Source organism: Reichenbachiella sp. (assembly GCF_033344935.1).
Taxonomy (GTDB): Bacteria; Bacteroidota; Bacteroidia; order Cytophagales; family Cyclobacteriaceae; genus Reichenbachiella.
In genome coordinates this window covers 114,116-133,009 of record NZ_JAWPMM010000001.1, presented here as the reverse complement: position 1 = coordinate 133,009, position 18,894 = coordinate 114,116, and the positions used below count along the sequence as shown (strand labels likewise).

Sequence of the window (18,894 nt, the reverse complement as noted above, 5' to 3'; positions counted from 1 at the left end):
GGGTACACGTTCGCAAATAGAAGCTTTTAACAATAACTATGGACGCAGAACTTGACCGGTGCGATTTGGGATTAGAATTCCCATTTGAATGTAAATTGAGTCTAGCCAATTTGATTGGCTATTGGGGGCTTCGTATCAATGATTCAAATGCTCATTTGGCCTCTACGGCCAAAATAATCATGGAGAAGGTTAGTCAAGCGCCAGAGCTGCTTGCTCCTATTGAAGATCTCGAGATCCTTGAAAAACACAAAGAAACAGTAGATCTCCTGATGACCGCTATTTTTTCTCCCTTTACAGAGGAGGAAGAAATGGTATCGGCGATGGCTCCATTCAAAAAGCAGGATGTCCATTCAACCAAAGGTTATCAGGACTTGATGACTCAGGCGGGATCATATGAGGCATTGCTCGACCCTGAGGAAATGGCTCAGATCATGCTTCATAAGACCATGGCGGCCTATTTCGCTATCATGCATACCTACTATGGGCTGACCATCGAGTTGAATAAAGATATCATATACACACTGTCTGATCAACGCACAGGGCTAAAACGATATTTTAAGATTGAGATCAATCCGAAGTTTTGTGAAATTATTCTGAATGGAGACTTGCCTGAGCTGACGGAAGAAGACTTAAAACTTCTAACGGATCATGTAGAGGATGTAGATGTTTGGATGGAAAAACTACCCACTGAGATTTTTGAATTTCAAGGGTTGATTGTTTTCAAATTGACAGAGGTAACCAAAGATCAGGTACTCTCAAGAATGAAAGAGAATTTGCTGGAAAAAGATAGTATCACGGAGGAAAGCAGCTTTGACGATTTAGAGCAAAAATTTAGATCCTTGCTTCAGCTTTCAGATTTGAAATTGGGAATATCGGCCTATCAAAAGAGCAAAAATAGGTTTTTCAATTTCGGTAGAAATACCAGACGAAGTATACTCATTGGAAATCATGATAAGTTGGAGTGCCCACAGGCTACGGCCAATTTGTTTGAGCGATTTGCCAATCAAGCAGAGCCCATGGTAGTAGAAGACATGTCAGAATGTTGTATGCCATTGGAACCGCAATCTGAAGTACTTCAGGACAGTGGGGTTCAAAACCTGATTCTTAATCCATTATTTTATAATGATGAATTTGTGGGGTTATTGGAATTAGCGTCTCCTAATAGGGGAGATTTGAATGCACTAACATTGACCAAAATCAGGGAGGTATTGCCACTGTTTGCGATAGCTGTTAAACGAAGTTCAGAAGAGTTGGAAAACACCATTCAGAATCTGATTAAAGAAAAATATACTTCAATCCATCCTACTGTAGAATGGAAATTTAATGATGCAGCTCATCAAATGTTGGATCAAAAAGCGCAGAAGAAAAGGACCGTTGCGCCGCAAATTGTTTTTAATGATGTGTATCCATTGTATGCCGCTTCTGATATTAGAAATTCTTCTGTAGAGCGCCATAAGTGCATATACAAGGACTTGAATCGCCAACTTCAGTTGGCAAAAGAAGTGCTGGGCAAAGCCATAGAGATGACCAATTTGCCAATTTTGGATGAAACCATTTTTCGCCTGGATAATTTCAGAAAGAAGATTAAGGACAAATTAGTTACAGGCGATGAGTCGGTCATCTTGGAATTTTTGCAGCAGGAGGTCGAGCCTATCATAAAAAACATAGAGGCGAACCATGTTGAGGACAAGGAGTTCTCTAAATCTTATTGGGAGGCTTTGGATCCAAGTATTGGGGTGGTGTACGAACATAGAAAGCATTTCGAAGATAGTTTGACGGCCATTAATGATACAATAGGTAGTATTTTGGATGAGGAAGAAAAGTCAGCGCAGAAGATGTTTCCGCATTACTTCGAAAAGTATAAGACGGATGGCGTGGAGCATAATATTTACATAGGTGCTTCCATGGTGGAGCATTTAAAATTCGATGAAGTCTATCTCAGAAATTTAAGACTGTGGCAATTGGTTGTTACTGCGGAAATTGCTAATCGAACCGCAACCATGGTCAACGAACTGGCCATGCCACTAGAAACGACACACCTCATTTTGGTGCATTCTAATCCACTATCGATTCGCTTTAGACAGGAGGAAAAGAAGTTTGATGTAGACGGTGCTTACAACATCCGCTATGAAATCACGAAGAAGCGAATAGATAAAGCATTAGTGAAGGATACTCAGGAACGTATTACGCAACCTGGCAAAATTGCCATTATTTACTCCCAAGACAAGGATGCAGAAGAATATATGAAGTACATCGATTACTTGAAAAGCAAGGATCTGTTGACAGGAAAAGTGGAGCGATTAGAGTTGGAAGAATTGCAGGGAGTGAGTGGGCTCAAAGCACTAAGAATAGCTGTAAATACCGGCTCTTCGTCAATTATGGATGAAGTCAAAAAACTACTGGAAGTAGCATAAAAAATCCCACCTCTCGACCCAGATGTTGATCAGGAATGAGAGGTGGGATTAATATCTTTTAAAAAAAGGACTTTTATTTGGCCTCTTTCTCTTCTTTCTTATTTGTGTTTCTGAAGTCGATGAAAGAAACCGCTGCTGCGAAACTCGCCAATACGATCACAATATTTACAAACAAATCAACTCCTGAAGTAACTGCTGGATTAAACATAATCTTGGTTCTTTTAAATTAACATGGCGAAGTTAAGTAAGAATACAATTAACTCAAAAGTTCCTTGTATCTATAGCAGTCTGTCGTGTGATCGTTGACTAAACCTGTGGCTTGCATATGTGCATACATAATGGTGCTGCCTACAAATTTGAACCCTCTTTTTTTCAAATCCTTGCTTAGCGCATCCGATTCTGGGCTGGTAGCAGGGACTTGATCTTTTGTAGGCCAGTGGCCATCAATGGTTTCATTCTTTACAAACGACCAGATGTATTTGGAGAAGGAACCAAATTCTTTTTGAACTTCAAGAAATTGAATGGCATTATTCACTGCGGCTCGGATTTTTAGTTGATTACGGATGATGGCCGGGTTGGATATGAGTGACTGAATATCTTCTTCATTGAATTTTGCCACCTTAGTGACGTCAAAATTGGCGAATGCCTCACGATAACCTTCTCGTTTTTTTAGTACAGTACTCCAGCTCAAGCCAGCTTGTGCGCTTTCTAAGATCAAAAACTCGAAATGTACTTGGTCATCATGAGTGGGTACTCCCCATTCCTCATCATGATATTGTTCATAAGCTTCGAAATGCCCTAAGGCCCATTCACATTTTGTTTTACTCATGTTGTTTAGATTATTCAAATAAAAATACGTGGTTGTGCATCAATTTGGCTAATTTTCAACGTTCATTTTTCAATAGAAAAGCAAAATAGTCCATTGCAAACGCATACCAAACCACTGATCGTTTCCCTTTTATTTATGCTTACGCTGTGCACTTTTAGCCCTACGCTAAATGCGCAACCGAGTGGAGATCAATGGCTCGACATGAAAAGCCTGGACATTCAACCCCATCTTCCCAAATATTTGCTTTCAAGAAAGTCCGTTGTGTTGGTTTCAGTACCTAGGTCTAAAAAGGATCCCAACTTAAGAGCAGATTGGAAGGGTCTCTCAGAAAAAGTGCACAAGGCCTTCAAAAGGATGAAAATAGATGCAGTGGCTTACTACTATTTGGATGATATGTTTGCCAGCCCAGACGCTAATGAGTCATTTGCTAAGGAAATGGAAAGGCGCGAAATCAAATACATCATCATTCTAGAGCAATCAGAATCTAATCAAGCGGGAGTGGAATCTTTTCGTATATCGATCAGCGGATTCAATGACAAACCTTCATTTGTATCCGAAAGACAAAAAGCCTGGCAAACAGAGGGGCCAGATTTGGATGTATTGCTTAGTGAAATGAGAAAGGACGTAATCCGTGCAGAAATGGAAAGGGAAAATTATTTGATCCCCGATTTACCAGAGTTTTTCACAGATGCCAAGATCCTAAAGGGAAAGAGAATACCTACCTATGCCAATGATTTGAAAGTTGATAAGCTTGTGGTGCCAAAGTTTCAGAAATATGAAATGGAAGATAGTACAGCGCTTGGCGCTGATGCTTTAGCAAAAATAGCGGCATATAATGCCGAAGTGGATCGGAAGAACAAAAGGCTTGAAGAAATTATGTTGGACTACCCATTGGGGTATGAATTTTCAGAAACGGCTTCAGATGTGGATATTTATAATCAAGGGTATCAATTTGTGCTGTTGACTATGCATGGCTCCGGTAAAACCATAAAGGAAATGCTGGACTATGAGGTTGATCCTTATGAAACTGACTACGTAACTATCCGAGCCGGAAGTACGCTAAATACCTTGCCTGTGGATGCGGTGGTTTTCAAATATTATGTAAAGCATGTTTATACCCAAGATGCTTATTTGGGCTCACGATGGGATGCAGATTTGACATGGGAACAAGCGCTACAAAATTTCATCTTCCATATGAAAGATATTTTGAAAGTTCAGTAGTCAACTTCTGGTGTTCAAAACATCCTAAAGTTTGCTAATGAAGTGTATTAAAAGCTATATTAGCTTAATTAAAAATATAAGTGTCAAGAATGAGATTTAGTTGGATCATATTATTTTTTGCTTGTCTGCTTTCGCAACCAATATTGGCTCAGGAAGCACCATTCCAACTTAATGAAGGAGATGAAGCGCTCAACTTCAAAGGCATTGATCAAAACGGAAAATCATTTGAACTTTACAGCGCCTTGGAAAAGGGACCAGTGGTTTTGATGTTTTATAGAGGTTTTTGGTGTCCTCATTGCAATAAGCAACTTTCACAAATGGAAGATTCACTCAACTTTATTACCGAAAGAGGAGGTATCGTAGTGGCTGTGACGCCAGAGAAGCCTGAAAGCATTGCCAAGACCGTAGACAAAACGGGAGCTTCATTCAAAATCATTCATGACAAAGATCTATCCATTATGAATACCTATCATGTGGCTTTCAAAATGGAAGAAGCGTTGTTGAAAAAGTATAAAAAATGGGGGATTGACCTAGATGCAGCTAACGGCGACAATGGGCCGAATTTGCCAGTGCCAGCCACATACATCATAGGTCAGGACAAAAAAATATTATACGCCTTCTTTGATCCTGATTACAAGAAGCGAGCAACCGTAGGTAAAATCTTACAGAATCTATAAGTTTGAGGTACTATGCTAACACCACTACAAATTAAAAAACTAAGCCATTTTTTCAATATTCTTGATTTTGACAAAAATGGATCAATCGAAGCGGACGATTTTGAAGCTATAGGCGAAAATCTAGCCATCATTCGAGACATTGATTTAGATACTCCTGAATACGAAGTCGTAATGGCTATGACCAACGGTATCTGGGACAAACTAGTGCCTTATGTAGAAAATGGTCAGGGAACTGAGCAGCAGTGGTTGAAGTTTATGACTGTATTGCTAGACCCTAAGAACTTAGAAACCTACAAGCAGTACTTGAATAATTTCGTAACTACCATATTCAAGATGTTCGACATCAATGATGACGGCTACATTTCACAAACGGAATATATCGACCTTTTCATTGGCATGAGGATAGAAGTGCGCTTTGCACCAAAGGCTTTTAGAAACTTGGATACCAATCAGGATGGTCGCTTGTCAAAAGAAGAAATGATTAGATCAGTAGATCAATTCATGCGAAGCGATAATCCTAATGCGGCTGGAAACTGGTTGTTTGGTGGATGGGAAGAAAGCAAGATTTGATTTAAAATCCATCGTCTTCGTCTTCGTCTAATTCTTCGAACGTATTATAATCCTCTTCTACAGGTTCTTCCTGTAGAGGATCAGCTCCCTCTTGTATGGTTTCGTAGCTATCCTCTTCCAGGTGGGTTTCTTCTGGGTATTCGAGGCTATAAGCTTCATTGATCCCGTAGTATCTATTTCTAAAGTCATTGACGAACTTCAGTACTTCAAATTCATCGCCTACTACAGTGGTGTATTCTCCTAATCCTGTACTTGCAACCGTTGAGTTTTCAGTTACAAAGTTATTGAAGTCAGTGTTTGATGAAAACATCATAAGACGCCCGTGTTCATAACTAAAGAAGTACCACGTGGACGGAGCGATTTGTAGAAATAAATGTACAATATCATCTCCGTCATCAGATTTTTTGATTTCTAAAAACCCATCAGAAAGTGCATTGATGTCTGTTTGTAAAATATGAGAAAGCCCGAGTTTCGAAGTATTATAAAACGCACGATGTCTATGAGACCATGCCAGGTTAACGTTAGAAATGAATAGTGTTTTGGTAACCTTCGGTGAACTTTCGGATAGGGCCATGTACTCATTCATGGAATTATTTTCGTAATTCTTGGTGGCAGGATCCCCTATCATGTCAGCTAGCTTGTACATCACCTCGATACTGTTGCTATGTGCCACATCTGGGCCAATTTGAGCAACCACATCCACGATATCTGATGTCATCGAGGTAATAACTGTTGGGTGTAGTTTTATATCCAGTGCCAACATGGCATCCATAAAGTAAGTGTTGGAATCAGGTTTGGCAAAACCTAAGGCGGTAGCCTCCATTGAAAACTCTGGTTTGTTTTTGATAAGATTGACAGGACCTTCAAAAAGTAGTTCTTGAGTTTTGTCGTTATAGATAAAACTTCTCCCCGAGTAGGTTTCGTTTGTCGTCTTTGAAGGATCCTCGATTCTAAATTCCGCCAAGGAGTCAATATAAGTCAAAAGTCCTCCCGCCTTATAGATGTATTCATCCGCTGGCCTGATTTTGTCATGAACATAGGCCATATAGACGTCGTAGGTCACACTATTGTACAAGAGACCTGCGACTACAGGCTGTCCGGTAGTGGTAGTGGCTGTGTCGATATCTATGATCACTTCATCTTGCCCTTCAGGGACGTTGTAATTGATCCAGTAATCGAACTCACCCAAACTGGTGATATTGGGTCGTACTTGACCTTCCATTTCCAGATTCTTTCTGTCGGCATACATGGTCACGTCACCCGCAAAGAAAAACCCAGGAGACGGCTGAACTTTTTGGGATTCTAATACCGTTCCGCCGGAAACAGTCATGCTATCGTATTCATTTCTTCCAACTTGAAATCCTTTGAGCTCAAAACTGTCAAACTTGATCGCAAAGGTGTCTTGAGCAGCATTGACCAATTCGTAGGTAGCGTAGCCTTCAAATTTCTTACTGGAAATAATTGTGATATTGCCATCAAACAAATTGTGATACCCATTAAGCGTATCAATTTTCAACTTGGCATTTTCAAAAGTTCTAAGCACCGCATTCTCGTAAATGGTGGTTTCATTATTATCAGGTATAATTTCTGCATCAGCTACTTTGATATAGGGAATGCCTTGTACATTAAGCTCAAAGGTGTTGATGTCGTAAATAGCGTTAGTAGCATTGAAAGCCAGGGAATCCAGTTCCTCACGAGTAGTATAGAAATACGAAGACATGATATCTACTTCGTCTGGCTTAACCATGGCAATTCGGTCCGAATCTAAATACCACGTAGCCTCGGTTATAGACGTTTTCATCTGAGCATAAGGGAAACTGATTGCTGCTACACCTTCTTGCTCTGGCCTTACGGTGGCGATATTTTCGAACAAGTCAAAATTGAGCGCAATGTCATCGCCTTTCATCGCAGGCTTGTCTGGGTTATCGGTCAGAATTTCGAATTCTGCATGCCGTCCTGAATACTCAGTTTGACTAAAATGAAATTCATTTGAAATAGACTTTGACCCTCTGGATAACATGGTGCCAGATCCGTAGACTCCCCCGGCAGTAATATTTGCCTTTCCATCTAATGAGGCCGTTGAATTATAAAATTGGAAAGGTTCATTTCTATTGGCGATATACATGCTGTCTTTGAGTGGTTTCCAAAGCATTTTGTAATCAGCCAACACGGCTTCTGGATACGAAGCCAAATCCATTTTTCCTTCACGAATCACTCCTTCCTGGCCAACTGCGGATACAGAATCCATATAGAATATAAAATCATCGGAATTAACGGTGGTGGTCCGATAATCTATTCGCCCATCGGCTCTTAAACCATCTGCACTCAGGGTCAAACTGTCGTAAAGGATTCCTTCCCCTTTGTACAGCGGGTATCCTTCTGAAGGAATGATGTGTTCAAACCCTAAAGACCTGTCTGGCATAATCACGAGATTTTCTTCAATTGGGGGTATAATTCCTCCAGTAATGAAAGTTCCTTTGAAAGCAATACCAGCTGGGTCATCTCTATTGATGCTATCCATTTCAAATGGAGGTACCACAAAGTAGATTGACTTATCATATGCTCCATCCAAAATGCCCGGCCCGTCGAAATATACAATGGCTTCTGAGTCCGAAACAAAGAAAGGATACTGTGCAAAATTTCTTACCCCAGCTTTATTTTTGGGATGGTTAATATACAGTGTGCCTGAGGTTTGGGTCAGATGATTGCTTAATGAAGTTTTTTCTTCATCCTCTCCATCATGAAAGTCTACCTGAATTCTCATAGAGTCAATTACAGGCATTTCAATCAGGTACTCATCATAATTAAAGAAAAATTCTTTTCCCTGATAGCTGAAGTCACCTGCGTTTACACCTCCACTAAATTTCATATTCTTATCCTGAAGCAGCGTGATTCTGCTGGAGTCAGGCGTGATGCGAACATCCTCATCAGGCGTAACTACGATTTTGCTGACTCCCTGAACATCCATTTCACCAGTCTCAAAGTTTAATGTGGCGTTTGCACCTTGAGGGTTAAGAGAAGAGATCAGAATGTTGTCAAAGTCCTTTTGGCGGGTATAGGCCATCACATAATGGAAGGCCTTTCTTAATACTTTAATTTGTTGATTTTCTTCGTCAAAAAGGATATAGTTGTTTTGTTTTAGGAAGATCATAGCCGATCGGGCGAGCTCCGGTTTAAGACCAAAGTGCTCCTGCATTTCCAACAAATTGTACTCAGAACTTTGAACTAATCTTGCGAATTCTACCACTGCACGCAAAGGATGAAACTCATACATGCCGGTCATTTTTTTGTACCTGAGCGGATTAAAATACTCTTCTGATTCAAACAAAGCGGGTACTCGATTTTTGGCATTTAATATTGAAATATTGATACTGTCTGATTCCAATGCCCATTGCAGCATATCTGCCTTAAACTCAAGTTTGAAAAACGAGGAGTAGTAATAGGTGTTTTTGTATTCACCTTTATCCTTGAGTAGCGTGAGCTTTGAAATGGCTTGATCATAATCAAACCGAACCATATGATGATAAATAGAATCTTCGCCATGATATAGCACAAACGCTGATTGGTCCGATAAAATCAGAGAGTCTTTAAAAGCATATTCCACGGCTTCGGACTTGAAGGATCTCCCTTTGCTTGCGCCTTCTAGTACAGAAGGTGTTTTTGAAACAGAAGTACCAAATTTTCTAGCTCCTTTCATGGCAAACCCACCTTTATACTTTAAGTGTTTATCTGGAAGTGTTAATTCCAAATCTGAATAGTGAGAAATGAATTGCGGATATACTTTTTCTTCATGGGCTAGTCGCTTTCCACTTTTGAAAGTGAATGCTCCAGGTGCCTCTCCACTAAATAGCTCAGGGTATTTGAGTTTTGCTCTCGATGTACGTAATCTTGGAATTCTCACATTGAAGGAATAGCCTTCTAAATTGACCACTGCGCCATCTGTGCCTCGAAGATCATCTGGCCAATCTACCTCTCCGGATGTTCCGACGAAGATTTGATCCTTAATGAGGAATGTACCCGATGCATTGGTAATGGATAAGGTATCGTATGGAGTTGAAATTTTGAAATCGATGCCTGAAAGCTGTAAGGCAGGACCTGCTAGTACGGGATCTTTATCATTGTTTTGCATTTCCGCTACATGATCCACTTTTTCAAGAGAAAAAGTCTGACGCTCTAGAACCAAAGGTTTCTTTTCTTCCTCATAGGTTTCTTCTCCGACTTCGTCGCTAAAGCTATCATCACTTCCATAGCTGTCAACGCTGCCCCAGCTGTCGTCACTGCCCCATCCATCGTCAGAACCCCATCCATCATCGCTGCCCCATCCGTCGTCCGAACCCCAATCATCGGAGCCAGTATCTTCTTCAACATATTCTTTTTCCTGCGGTTCTTCAATTTCATCTTCAGAGATAAATTCTTCTTCTACTATTTCTTCCGTCTCCTCGGGCTTAGGCTCTGGAAGTGACTCTTCGAGCAAGACCACTTTGTATGAACCACCGGTGGTAGACAACTTGTTGTAGTGAGAGTGATACAGCGCCCCTCGAGCAAAGAAGAAGGTGAGAGATTTGAAAAACTCAGAAACTTCGTCCTTATGAAAATGATCAACGGCGTAATGACAGACATTCAGAATTTCAGACATCTGATCTGTGCTGATGTTTTCTTGTGTTAGCGCATAGGTAATTAGGCTGAAGAAGTATTCGTGATAGGGGCGAGTGCCAAATCGGCGATCTTCCATTTTCGTACAAAGCGCTATGATCGAAGCCTTTTGATCGTCTGTGAGTTGCGAAGTCCAGACGTTTCGAAAGTCATAAGATACTTTTTCAGCCGGTTCTGTTCCAATGCCAGATATATTGCGAACCACATCTTCTACAAACTGATCTGGTTCAGGTGAAAACCTGAAGTATTGTGCTTGCGCTATTCCTGTATAAAGGGTGAAAAAAAGAAGAAAATATATACGCCTATGCCAGACCATTCAATGCTATTCTGAATCAACGGCTAAAGATAGTAAACCGATGGCGATATGCTAAGGGCTTTATCAGTATTTACTGAACATCAACGCCGTCCAGTTATCTTTAATAACTGATTTTTCAAGCAAAAGATTATAAGAATCGGTGCTATTTTTTATATCTGGGATATCTTCTTCATAAAAGCCGCTTAGAAATAATTGGCCTCCTTTTTCAAGCAGACTCGCATAATAAGACATTTCTTCTAAGAGCACATTCTTGTTGATGTTGGCTATGACCACATCATATTTCGATTTGTTCAATTCGAGTGTACTAATGGCTCCTTTGTGATAATCAATATTTTGAAGGCCATTGAGCTGGAAATTTTCTAAACCATTTTCCACACACCATTGGTCAATATCGGTGGCTTCTACATAGGTGGCACCAAGTTTTGAGGCCATGATCGCCAAAATCCCCGTGCCGGACCCTACATCTAACACAGACTTTCCTTCAAAGGAATTGTCTAATTGCAACTCCAGCATACCTTGCGTAGTGGCGTGATGGCCTGTGCCAAAAGACATTTTGGGAGTGATTACAATTTCGTGATCATAAGAATCGTCTGGTTCGTGAAAAGTGGCTCTTACTCTACAACGACTGTCTACAGTAATTGGATCATAGTTCTTTTCCCACTCTTCGTTCCAGTTCTCTTTCTCTATGGTTTCTACTTTGTACTCGATCGAGGCCAGCGATTTGTATTTATCTACCATTTCAGCAATCGATCGACTGGCGTATCGTTCGGTAAGAATATAGGCGTCAATTCCTTTTTCAGTTTCTTCAAAAGTATCGAAGCCCATTTCGGCTAATTCCGCAGTTAAGATATCAGCGAATTCTCGGTTAGTTTGGAATATTATTTTGGTAAAGGTCATTTATCTATTGCAGCCGGCGAAGGAAGCATACTCGGTATAGTATACCGAAAAGTCCGCCATGTTTCTGTCTTTTTCAAAGTATATGTAAACATCAGCAAAATCTCGGTCTTCCACAAAAGACCAGTGACCTACCTCATCGGCAAACAAAGAATTTTCTTCTACGAAAATGATAATGTCTGCAAAAGCTTCCGATTCATCTTCATAAACTCGAAAATGAGCAAAGCGGGGATTAGGCTCGATATAAACCTTGCCATAAATTTCACAAGGGTCAATTTGGGCTGAAGTAGGTGTATCACCCCAGCTCCATATCAACAGCGAAATTATAAATGAAATCATAACGGGAGAATGTTGCTTAATTCACTAATTAGAATGAGTTGACTATCGCTAAAAAGTCATCTGCATTCAAAGATGCTCCGCCGATCAAACCACCATCTACATCTGCTCCTTCGAAGATTTCTTTGGCATTTGATGGCTTACAGCTACCTCCATAAAGAATAGGGCAGGCGTCTGCAGCGGATTGTCCAAACTTGCTAGCCAAGTGACTTCTCAATTCGGCATGCATTTCCTGCGCTTGTGCTGATGTGGCTGTTTTGCCCGTACCGATCGCCCAAATTGGTTCGTAAGCAATTACAATTTTAGCAAAGTCCTCATCAGATAAGTGAAACAAGCTTTCAGTCAATTGCTGTTTGACATAATCATACTGCGTATCCGCTTCTCTGATTTCAAGCGGCTCACCACAGCAGAATATTGGAGTCAAACCGTTGGCTAGCGCCAAATCTAATTTTGCTGCTAATTCAGCATTGGTTTCGTTGAAGTATTCTCTTCTTTCGCTGTGCCCTAATATGACATAGTTGACGCCAGTAGACTTGATCATCTCCGCTGAGGTCTCACCAGTGTAGGCACCGGAAGCTTTGTCGCTACAATTTTGTGCTGCTACTTCAATTCCTTTTTTCCCAACTACAGTTTCCGCTAAAGCAGTCAAATGGATGAACGGCGTGCCCAAAACGATCTGCGCTTCTTCGTTTCCTGTGGCTTTGTCCAGCACTTCTTGTGCTAATTTTTTACCCGCCACCAGGTCATTATTCATCTTCCAGTTTCCCGCTACTATTTTCTTTCTCATTGTGTGTTTATTAATAAATGTGAATTTTCGCTGAACAAAGTTGCAATATTTATGGCATTAATTGATAATATTTCATCATTTTAGCGTATTGATTGAATTGGCCAGATTATTATTCAATCTCACAGCGCACGATCCAAAAACTAATTTTCTTGAAATTCTAATCCCAGAAACATGGATAATAGACATACCTATGACTATGGTGTAATTGGCAACTGTGCATATACCGCTCACATCAAAACAGATACCAACATCGCTTGGATGTGTTGGCCGAGATTCGACAGCAGTTTCATTTTCGGCAATCTGATCGACGATGAAAAGGGAGGTGAGTTTTCAGCTTTACCTGTGGAGGGTGATTATGATTCGAAACAATATTATCTGGAAAATACCAATGTGCTATGCACAGAAATAACAAGCTCCACTGGAAAGTATAGAGTCACGGATTTTGCGCCAAGATATTTGCAATTTGAGCGCAGCTATAAGCCGTTGATGCTGATAAGAAAGATCGAGCCGATATCTGAGCATCCAAACATCAAAGTGGTCTGTGACCCGGTAGGTGATTATGGCAATACCCGTCCAGAACGAAGCATGGGAAGCAACCATATCCGCTATATAGGATTAGAATCTCAGGTACGACTGACTACCAACATCTCATTGAGCTATTTGATGAAAGATCAGGAGTTTGTCCTAAACGAAACTAAGTATTTGGTATTGACCTTCGGGCCTCCATTGGAAACAGATTTGAAAGAGACCGCGGAGCTATTCTTGAACCGTACGGTCAACTATTGGCACAAATGGGTGAAGACAGCGAGTATTGCCAACTTCTATCAGAAGGCTGCCATTCGCTCGGCGCTTACGCTCAAGATTCATCAGTTTGAAGATACTGGCGCTATTGTAGCTGCTACTACCACCAGTTTGCCAGAGTCTCCTGGGTCTACCCGAAATTGGGATTATCGATTCTGCTGGATGCGTGATACCTACTATACACTCAATGCCTTCAATCACATTGGTCACTTTGAGGAGCTGGAAAAGTACTTCCACTACATCATGAATATCACCAGTGCGGAAAATGATCGCTATCAGCCATTGTTTGGTATTGGAGGAGAGAAAGATTTGGTGGAGATAGAAACCAAACTGAAAGGCTATCAGGGTAATCAGCCCGTCAGAGTCGGAAATCAGGCCTATGAACATATTCAAAATGATGTGTACGGACAGGTGCTTTTGTCTTTGCTTCCGCTATACTATGACCAAAGAATCATATTTACCGAAAGGTACGACTCTGGTGATTTGATTCACAAGACACTTGGGCTGATCGAAAAAACCATGGAGCAGACAGATGCAGGCCTTTGGGAATTTAGAAACTTGAGTCAACATCACTGCTATACTTATTTGTTTCACTGGGCAGGAAGCATGGCGGCAGAAAAGATCGCAGTGGTTTTGAAGGATGAAAAAATGGGCAAACTGGCTCAGAAGCTCGGAAAAATAGCCAAGGCTAAAATTGAGCAGTGCTATAGCGCCAGCAAGAAAGGCTATAGTCAGGCGATCGGTACAGATCGTATGGATGCCAGTTGTTTGCAGTTGATCAACATGGGCTACCTGGACAACAACTCTGATAGAGCCAAGGAGCACCTCAAAGCCATGGAGAAAGACCTGAAAGCTTCCAATGGCTTGTTCTATCGATATAAGCATCAGGATGATTTTGGTGAGCCCGAAACTACCTTCTTGATTTGTGCTTTCTGGTATGTGGAGGCCTTGGCCTGTGTGGGTCGCGTGGATGAAGCCGTGGAGTACTTCGATAATTTGGTCGGTTATTCTAATCATGTGGGTCTTTTGAGTGAGGATGTGAATGAGCACGATGGCAGCATGTGGGGCAACTTCCCTCAGGCATATAGTCACGTAGGTCTATTGAATGCTGCGCATAGAATTGCTAAGAAGTTGGATAAGCCTGATTTTAGATAAGTGGAATACTCCTTGCCGCACCTGTTGCCATAGCCGTCAAGCTAAGGTTTTCTCGACTGAATTTGTGGTTTGGGCATGGTATCCCAGTTAGGAATACCTAGTGTTCTTCCCCATATTTGTTTGATTTTTAAATGAACAAAAAGGCGGGCTTTTGATGTATTAGTGACCTGCCTTTTTTCTTTCTCAAAAATACTGTTTGGGGAAGAACCGACAAGAAATTTCACAACTAATTGAGGCTAAGGCCAGTTGTTTTTCAGGCTGTTTAAATAAGATTTTTTCTAAAGAGAAACTTGATCTTTTGGCCAGGGAGAGTGGCTTTGTACAGCGTAAGTCACGTTTGGACGCATCTAAGTTCCTTGATCTACTTCTTTTTTGTGATCAGTACCTAGATCAAGTGAGCCTTGAGGATCTGGCCAATGGTTTTGTTGAGCAACATGGTTTGTCTATTTCAAAACAAGCCGTCCAAGAGCGGTTCAATATCAAGGCTGTCGAATTTATGAGTGCTTTGCTTAGCCAATTGCTGGCTGGGCAGCTGAATTTGAACCCATCTGAACAAAACAAATTTAAGCGGTTCAATCGGGTGATGGTCAAAGATTCTACACGGTACACGCTTCCAGAGGCTTATGCCAAAACGTTCAAAGGTCATGGAGGCCAAGGCAGCAAGGCCCAGATCAGTATCCAGTATGAATATGATTTGCTTACCAATGTCACTCAAAGGCTGGAATTGACGGCAGCCTGCCGTAATGATCAAACAGATTCTAGGCAAACCCTGGGCGATATCGAAAAGGGAGACCTCTTGGTTCGGGACTTGGGCTATGTGACCCAGCACTATCTGAAGCATGTTTCCCAACAAGGGGCTTATTTCCTGAACCGCTTAAACAGCAGGTGGGGCGTTCAGGATGTGGACCAGGCTCCAATCGACTTTTCTGCCATATTGAGAAAACTCAACAAACACACATTGCCTGCTTTAGAGCTGGAGGTGAAAATCGCAGATATGCCGATGCGAATGATTGTTGCAAAAGTGCCCGAGCAGGTTTACAAACAACGTTTATTGAGGGCTGAAAGAGCAGCCCATGGTAGACACAAGGTCAGTAAAGAGTATAAAACAAGGGCATGGCTGAACATATTTATAACCAATGTGCCAAAAGCATGGGTTTCCACTTCACAGGTTCAAGGCATATACCGCACCCGCTGGCAAATCGAACTTGTATTCAAAGCCTGGAAATCACAAGCCCGAATTGACAAAATGAAAGCTATGAAACAGGAAAGATTCCAGTGCCAGCTTATTGCCCGCTTTATCTGGATCATGCTCCACTATCAAGCCTTCAGGTTAATAGAACAGGGCTTGCTTGACCAAGGAATGGCTATACGGTGCAGTCAGAATAAATTTTTCAAAACAGCTTTTAGGCTATCTAATGACCTCAAGAAAGTTGTTTTTGAAGACCAACCCCTAGAATACTGGTTTAAAAAATTACTCATCCGATCTGATAGAAAATATCTCACTGAAACCAAAAACGGAAAACAAAATGTGTTTAAGACCATAAACAACTTCTTAACTTGACGGCTATGGCACCTGTTGCGGCATCTGTATTTCGGGCAGCAGAAGTTTTTTCAGACGGGTCGCGGAACCGGTCCGCAAAGGGTTGTTTTTTTGGAGATCGGAATATGCCAACAGATCAGGTTCGTGTCCTCACGAACCTTACTTTGATTATGCTTCGTGAAAACACGAGCCAAGGCGTCCGATGATAATAGACTGAACGGGCGTCATCACCTGGTTTATCCAGGTAATCCTTTTCGGGCTAATAGCTTGTTGGAGAAAAGCAGCTCTCCTAGCGAACAGATTCCCCGAATGCCGTTTTAGGTCATCGTGGAATGATGAAGCCATCTTAATCGATAACCAAAGGCAAGTAAACCTTAAAAGTAGTCCCCTTACCTTCTTCACTATCCACCTCGATCTTGCCTTTGTTGAGCTCTACGAATTCGTGAATCAGCGTCAGTCCAAGACCTACGCCTTTTTCTCCACCCGTACCCCAGCGACTGCGTTCGCCTTTGAAGTCGAATAGGTGTTGCATCTTCTCTTTGGGTATACCGATTCCAGAATCTTTGACTATCAGTACCGCCATATTTAGATCGTAACTCAACTGGAGATCTACGGTTCCACCTTCAGGAGTAAACTTGATTGCATTACTCAGTAGATTCCGAATAATGGTAGATATGCTGTTTTTATCTGCGGTGATGGTGACTTTTTCTTTTACTTTTTCGGTCAAGGTGATTTGCTTGGCAGTAGCTAGATTCTCCATGATGCTGAGGTTGGAATTACACAGCTCATGAAGTTTGATAGTTTCAGGTTTGTAAGGCATGCGCCCCTGCTGGCTCATAGCCCATTCCAAGAGATTATCTAGCAAGGAAGAAACTTCTTTGGTGGAAGTGTCTAGCATTGTACCCAACTTGAGTAAGCCGTCATAATCCTTACTTTCTACCAGCAAATGAATCAGCTGAGAGACCCCTTGAAAATTACTAATAGGACCGCGAATATCATGAGAGATGATAGAAAAGAATTTGTCTTTGGTGCGATTGACATCTTCCAGTTGATCACGCTGCGCAGCGATGACACGCCGCCTTTGTCGCACGATTCTCACGGCACGCGCTTTTACTCGATAGACTTTGAGCAATGCATAGGTCAGGCATAGGACCAATACCAATACTACAATCACACTCCAGAGCACGATCTGATTATTTCTTGCTTGTTCATTGAGTAAATCCACTTCTGTTTGTTTCAGATCTACTTCGGCTTGTTTTTGTCCCACCTCATACTCTGTACGGAGGTCGGCCATCTTGCGGATCACTTCTTCATTGTTAATGCTGTCTCGAAAAGTTATATATTGACTTTGATAATTGTAAGCCTTTTTATAGTCACCCTGAGTTTGATATAGCTCTGAAAGTTTGAGACTGGCATCTCTTATTTGTTCTTTTAAACCTTCTTCTTCTCCAATGGAAAGGGCGCTGTATGCATAATTCAGCGCTCTATTTAAGTCCCCACGTTGTGCGTAAATATCTGCTAATGAAGTTTGGTAAATCGATATAGCAATGACATGATTATGCTTTTCTAAAATATCAATTGCTTCTTTTATTTTTCTTTCGCCGAGTTCTAAGCTTTTTGTATGAGAAAGTATCAATCCAACGTTCCCAATACAATAGGCTTTACCGATGGGATAATCAATTGAATCAAAAATTTTCTCCGATTCTTGAAAATATAAAAGAGCCGAATCATAGATCAATGATTCCAGATATAAATCCCCAGTGTTTAAAAGAGCACTAGCAAGCCTTATTGAATCCTGCTTTTCTCGTAATATGCGAATTCCTTTATTATAGTAATAAGTTGAATTCTTAAAATTCTTCTGTTTTGAATAAATATCTCCTAGATCAATGTAAACTACAGCGACACCTAAGTCTAATTTTGCTTTTGAATAATGAATGGCCGAGGCCAGATATAGTTTGATGGCCTCACTTAGATGACCTTTAGAGCTGTAGCCTGATCCTTGGTATCTTAAACTAAGTGCAAGTTGACGCTCATCTTGTATTCTGGAGGCTAGTTTTGAGGCTTCTTTCGCATACTGAATTCGCTTGTTAGGCTGAGTTGAATAAAACGCTATGTCATTATAGATCGCACAAATAGTTGAATCTGTATATTTATTCGGAGCATTAAGTAACTCTATTAAACTATCTGCTTGATTTTGATTTTGTCCGTAGGCCAAGGGAACAAGAAAGCCTACAAAAATGTAGGCTAAAATTATAGTTGCTTTGTTTTTGGTTATTATCAAGGCCCCTTAATATCTATTTTGGGATCTAATGTAAATTGCCCTTTGTTTGGAACGTCAATAGTTATAGAATAACTCTCAGTTGCTTCCTGAGCACCATTAATTGTTCCAACCCAATTTGGAGAGGATGGTAGTGGGTCCATAATTGCTGATCCACCTGGTTCCTTGTCGAATGAAACGAAGGAAACCCCAGTACCCCCATTTTTTTGTGCTATTTGAAAAGTAATTGTAGCTCCGTCATTGGCGATAATGTCAAAGGTTGAGCTATCACCTGGAGTATTGTCGTGGTCATTGTTATCATCTGTGAGTACGATGGTAGTGTTCACATTTGCTTGTGTAATGGTTTCCGTATCCACGGTAACAGTTACAGTAATGTCCTTTGGTTGAGGCATACTTATTCTTTGTTTAAAGTTAAAAATAAAA

Annotated in this window: 14 protein-coding genes; 6 read left to right on the top strand and 8 right to left on the bottom strand. The window is 41.0% G+C overall.

Translation table 11 applies throughout. The features are described from left to right. Positions 1-38: 38 nt before the first annotated feature. A complete protein-coding gene (locus R8N23_RS00555) occupies positions 39-2,414 on the top strand; it encodes a GAF domain-containing protein (protein ID WP_318169606.1) in 2,376 nt (791 codons plus the stop codon). Positions 2,415-2,487: 73 nt separating this feature from the next. Here the strand turns inward: R8N23_RS00555 and R8N23_RS00550 are convergent, their stop codons facing one another. After that, positions 2,488-2,622, bottom strand: a complete 135-nt coding sequence (locus R8N23_RS00550; protein WP_318169605.1) for a hypothetical protein — start codon at positions 2,620-2,622, stop codon at positions 2,488-2,490. A gap of 48 nt (positions 2,623-2,670) precedes the next feature. Then, positions 2,671-3,243: a DNA-3-methyladenine glycosylase I gene (locus R8N23_RS00545; RefSeq protein ID WP_318169604.1), complete on the bottom strand. Its 573-nt coding sequence runs from the start codon at positions 3,241-3,243 to the stop codon at positions 2,671-2,673. A gap of 93 nt (positions 3,244-3,336) precedes the next feature. Here R8N23_RS00545 and R8N23_RS00540 point away from each other — a divergent pair, with 93 nt between their 5' ends. From R8N23_RS00540 to R8N23_RS00530, 3 genes are all read left to right on the top strand, one after another. Next, complete coding sequence (locus R8N23_RS00540) at positions 3,337-4,464, top strand: hypothetical protein (protein ID WP_318169603.1); 1,128 nt, start codon at positions 3,337-3,339, stop codon at positions 4,462-4,464. An 89-nt stretch (positions 4,465-4,553) separates the two neighbouring features. Further along, entirely contained in the window at positions 4,554-5,141 is a 588-nt protein-coding gene (locus R8N23_RS00535; protein ID WP_318169602.1) for a peroxiredoxin-like family protein, read from the top strand. 12 nt (positions 5,142-5,153) lie between these two features. Beyond that, a complete protein-coding gene (locus R8N23_RS00530; protein WP_318169601.1) occupies positions 5,154-5,711 on the top strand; it encodes an EF-hand domain-containing protein in 558 nt (185 codons plus the stop codon). A 1-nt stretch (position 5,712) separates the two neighbouring features. On the opposite strand, the gene R8N23_RS00525 is transcribed toward R8N23_RS00530, so the two are convergent. The 4 genes from R8N23_RS00525 to tpiA form a co-directional block, all read right to left on the bottom strand. Continuing rightward, the gene (locus R8N23_RS00525; protein WP_318169600.1) at positions 5,713-10,680 is read right to left on the bottom strand and encodes a hypothetical protein; all 4,968 of its coding nucleotides are present in this window, start codon (positions 10,678-10,680) and stop codon (positions 5,713-5,715) included. Between the two features lie 63 nt (positions 10,681-10,743). After that, positions 10,744-11,577 (bottom strand): 50S ribosomal protein L11 methyltransferase, encoded by an 834-nt coding sequence (prmA, locus tag R8N23_RS00520; RefSeq protein WP_318169599.1) that lies wholly within the window; start codon positions 11,575-11,577, stop codon positions 10,744-10,746. Beyond that, positions 11,578-11,913 (bottom strand): DUF6150 family protein, encoded by a 336-nt coding sequence (locus tag R8N23_RS00515; RefSeq protein WP_318169598.1) that lies wholly within the window; start codon positions 11,911-11,913, stop codon positions 11,578-11,580. A gap of 28 nt (positions 11,914-11,941) precedes the next feature. Further along, entirely contained in the window at positions 11,942-12,697 is a 756-nt protein-coding gene (tpiA, locus tag R8N23_RS00510; protein WP_318169597.1) for a triose-phosphate isomerase, read from the bottom strand. 171 nt (positions 12,698-12,868) lie between these two features. On the opposite strand from tpiA, the gene R8N23_RS00505 reads away from it, so the two are divergent. Both R8N23_RS00505 and R8N23_RS00500 read left to right on the top strand, forming a co-directional pair. Beyond that, a complete protein-coding gene (locus R8N23_RS00505; RefSeq protein ID WP_318169596.1) occupies positions 12,869-14,653 on the top strand; it encodes a glycoside hydrolase family 15 protein in 1,785 nt (594 codons plus the stop codon). A gap of 196 nt (positions 14,654-14,849) precedes the next feature. Next, positions 14,850-16,214 (top strand): IS4 family transposase, encoded by a 1,365-nt coding sequence (locus R8N23_RS00500; protein WP_318169595.1) that lies wholly within the window; start codon positions 14,850-14,852, stop codon positions 16,212-16,214. Between the two features lie 325 nt (positions 16,215-16,539). On the opposite strand, the gene R8N23_RS00495 is transcribed toward R8N23_RS00500, so the two are convergent. Next, entirely contained in the window at positions 16,540-18,474 is a 1,935-nt protein-coding gene (locus tag R8N23_RS00495) for an ATP-binding protein (RefSeq protein WP_318169594.1), read from the bottom strand. Further along, positions 18,471-18,863: a hypothetical protein gene (locus R8N23_RS00490; RefSeq protein ID WP_318169593.1), complete on the bottom strand. Its 393-nt coding sequence runs from the start codon at positions 18,861-18,863 to the stop codon at positions 18,471-18,473. Before R8N23_RS00490 ends, R8N23_RS00495 begins: the two co-directional genes overlap by 4 nt. Positions 18,864-18,894 lie beyond the last annotated feature (31 nt).